This is a genomic window from Streptomyces sp. NPDC058955 (genome assembly GCF_042741435.1).
Taxonomy (GTDB): Bacteria; Actinomycetota; Actinomycetes; order Streptomycetales; family Streptomycetaceae; genus Streptomyces.
In genome coordinates, this window is sequence record NZ_JBHYKM010000034.1 from 65,170 (window position 1) to 68,392 (window position 3,223).

A 3,223-nucleotide genomic window follows, 5' to 3' on the forward strand; every position below is an offset into this window, starting at 1 on the left:
GGCGCCCGCGCCCCGCCCGCGCCCCCCCCACCCCCCCCCCGCCCCCCCCCCCGCATCAGAGCCCCGCGCGCGCCGGGGGGCCCGGGCGCCACCCCCCCGCCCCCCGCCCCCCCGCCGCTTTTCGTGCCACGCGCCGCCTCCCCTCACCCGGATGGCGGTACGCGAAGGGGCCCGCCGCACCGAGGTGCTGCGGGCCCCTTCGACGTGAGCCGTACGGGTGACGGGGACTAGGCGTCCGCGTCCCGGCGCAGTCGGGGCTTCAGGTCCTTGAAGCGCCCGAGGAGGCCGTTGACGAAGGCCGGGGAGTCGTCCGTGGAGAACTCCTTGGCCAGCTGCACCGCCTCGTCGATCGCCACCGCGTCCGGGGTGCCGTCCTCCCAGATCACCTCGTAGGCGCCGAGGCGCACGATGTTCCGGTCGGCGGCGGGCATCCGGTCGAGGTCCCAGTCCACCGCGTAGGTGGCGATGAGTTCGTCGATCCGGGCCACGTACTGGGCGTATCCCTCGACCAGCTGCATCGTGAAGTCACCGACCGGCGGCTGCTGCGCGTCGGCACGGTGGAGCCGGATCTGGTCCGCGAGGACCTCCTGCACCGAAGTGCCGCGCTGGTCGGCCTCGAACAGGATCTGGAAGGCCCGCCTGCGGGCCTTGCTCCGGGCGGCCACGGTTAGCTGTTCACCCGGCCGAGGTAGTCGCTGGTGCGGGTGTCGACCTTGACCTTCTCACCGGTGGTGATGAAGAGCGGGACCTGGATCTCGTGACCGGTCTCCAGCTTGGCGGGCTTGGTGCCACCGGTGGAGCGGTCGCCCTGGACGCCCGGCTCGGTCTCGGCGATGACCAGCTCGACGGCGGCCGGCAGCTCGACGTAGAGCACGGAGCCCTCGTTCTGCGCGACGAGCGCGGTGAAGCCCTCGATGAGGAAGTTGGCGGCGTCACCGACGACCTTGCGGTCGATGTGGAGCTGGTCGTACGTGTCGAGGTCCATGAAGACGAAGTAGTCGCCGTCCATGTAGGAGAACTGCATGTCGCGCTTGTCGACGTTCGCGGTCTCCACCTTCACGCCGGCGTTGAAGGTCTTGTCGACGACCTTGCCGGACAGCACGTTCTTGAGCTTGGTGCGCACGAAGGCCGGGCCCTTGCCGGGCTTGACGTGCTGGAACTCGACGACGGACCAGAGCTGGCCGCCTTCGAGCTTGAGCACCATGCCGTTCTTGAGGTCGTTCGTGGAAGCCACGGTTGCGGAATCTCCTGGACTGACGTGGGACCGAGGAGGCGTACGCGCCTCACAGCGCGAGCAGCTCCTTGGTCGTGATGGTGAGTAGCTCGGGTCCGCCGTCCGCCTCCTGGCGCACGACGAGCGTGTCATCGATCCGGACCCCGCCCCGGCCCGGGAGGTGGACCCCCGGTTCGACGGTGACCGGCACACAAGCGTCCAGTTTACCCATGGCCGAGGGGGAGAGCTGCGGGTCCTCGTCGATTTCGAGCCCCACTCCGTGTCCGGTGAGGGGTACGGCGGTTGCGGCATGGCCCCCGGAGTCGAGGATCTGGCGGGCCGCGCGGTCCACGTCACGGTACTCGGCGCCGGGCACCAGGGACTCCCGGCCGGCCCGCTGGGCGGCGAAGACCAGCTCGTACAGCTCGATCTGCCAGTCGGCGGGGGCGGTGCCGATGACGAAGGTCCGGCCGATCTCGCAGCGGTAGCCGCGGTAGTCCGCGCCGAGGCAGACCGACAGGAAGTCGCCCTCCTCGACCCGGCGGTCGGTGGGGCGGTGGCCGCGCCGGCCGGAGTGCGGACCGGTGGCCACGGAGGTGGGGAAGGCGGCGCCGTCGGCGCCGTGGTCGACCAGCCGCCGCTCCAGTTCGAGGGCGAGGTGGCGTTCGGTGCGGCCGACGAGGATGGACTCCAGGAGTTCGCCGAGGGCCTGGTCGGCGATCTCGGCGGCGATCCGCAGACAGCCGATCTCGTCCTCGTCCTTGACCACCCGCAGCTGTTCGACGGCGCAGGAGAGGTCGGCGAGGCGGAGGCCGGGGGCGGCGGAGCCGAGGGTGCGGTGGCGGGCCACCGTCAGGTCGTGCTCCTCGACGGCGAGGCCGTCGGCGCCGGACCGGCGGGCGAGTTCGGCGGCGGCGACGGCCGGGTCCCCGCCGCCGAGCGGGAGCTGCTGCTGCCGGAGCAGTTCGTCCAGCCGCCCGTCGAGGGGCTCGCCCTCGACCGCGGCGGGCCGGATCAGCACGTCGGCGCCGGGCTCGGGGCCGACCAGCAGGACGGCTCCCGGCGGGGCGCCGCCCGCGAGATAGCGGACGTTGGCGGGACGGGACACCAGGGCCGCCGCGCTGCCCGCTGCCGCGACCCGGTCGCGCAGCCTGACCCGGCGGTCCGCATACACCTGTGACATGTCTCCGAGCCTACGAGCGCGGCCCCGCCCCGGCCTGTCGGCGGCGTCCGACCGGGGAAGGCCGGGGTCAGCCGCCGGGCGGCGCGGCTATCGCCCGGGCCAGGGCCTCGTCGAGGAGCCGGGCGGTGGCCTCCACGTCGAGCGCGGAGTTGTCGATGATCGGCAGTCCGGAGCCGTACCAGCCGGCCATCCGGCCGTGGATCGCGGCGACCTCCTCGTCGGAGAGGCGCCGGTTGCCGGAGCGCTGGGCGTTGCGCTCCAGGACGACCTCCAGGCCGGGCAGGAGGACGACCGGGAGCAGGCCGGGGCCGACGTGCCGCTTCCAGCCGCCGAGGCCGACGACCGGCCGGTCGGGGAAGACGGCGTCGTCGAGGATGCAGGAGATGCCGTTGGCGAGGAAGTTGCGGGCGGCGAAGCCGCAGGTGCGGCGGGCCAGCCGGTACTGCGCCTCGGAGTGCTCGTTCCACCCCGACTGCGGGTCGGCGAAGCCGGAGCAGACCCATTCCCGGACGTCGTCGAGGCTGATGTGGGCGGTGGGGACGGGCCTGCGGGTCGCCCAGTGCCGGGCGACCGTCGTCTTGCCCGCGCCGGCCGGTCCGATGAGCAGGACGGCGAGGGTCGCGGTCCCGGTGCCGGGCCCGTGCTCGTACAGCGGCATCGGGGGCGCCAGCGGGACGGCCCCGGTGAGGTGCGGCGACGTGCCGCCGGGTGCGGGCGGCGGTACGGCTCCGGGGGCGGCGCCCCAGGCCGCGCCGCCGGGTCCCTGAGCGGGCGGCGGGGGCGGGCCCGGCTGGACGGCCGGGTGCACGCCCAGCCGGCCGCCGGGG

Annotated in this window: 4 protein-coding genes; all 4 read right to left on the reverse strand. The window is 74.0% G+C overall.

Annotation, left to right across the window (positions count from 1 at the left end):
- Window positions 1-227: 227 nt before the first annotated feature.
- The gene (gene nusB, locus ACFW1I_RS16090) at window positions 228-665 is read right to left on the reverse strand and encodes a transcription antitermination factor NusB (RefSeq protein ID WP_319009814.1); all 438 of its coding nucleotides are present in this window, start codon (window positions 663-665) and stop codon (window positions 228-230) included.
- Between the two features lie 2 nt (window positions 666-667).
- Complete coding sequence (efp, locus tag ACFW1I_RS16095) at window positions 668-1,234, reverse strand: elongation factor P (RefSeq protein ID WP_030745513.1); 567 nt, start codon at window positions 1,232-1,234, stop codon at window positions 668-670.
- Between the two features lie 49 nt (window positions 1,235-1,283).
- Window positions 1,284-2,396 carry a M24 family metallopeptidase gene (locus tag ACFW1I_RS16100; RefSeq protein ID WP_384670171.1) on the reverse strand — a complete coding sequence of 371 codons (1,113 nt, stop codon included), beginning with the start codon at window positions 2,394-2,396 and terminating at the stop codon, window positions 1,284-1,286.
- A 67-nt stretch (window positions 2,397-2,463) separates the two neighbouring features.
- Complete coding sequence (locus ACFW1I_RS16105; protein WP_384670175.1) at window positions 2,464-3,210, reverse strand: AAA family ATPase; 747 nt, start codon at window positions 3,208-3,210, stop codon at window positions 2,464-2,466.
- Window positions 3,211-3,223 lie beyond the last annotated feature (13 nt).

What these genes read in the sequence shown, in the direction of transcription:
- ACFW1I_RS16100 (WP_384670171.1), bottom strand. Translation starts at nt 2,396, where the DNA reads ATGTCACAGGTGTATGCGGACCGCCGGGTCAGGCTGCGCGACCGGGTC.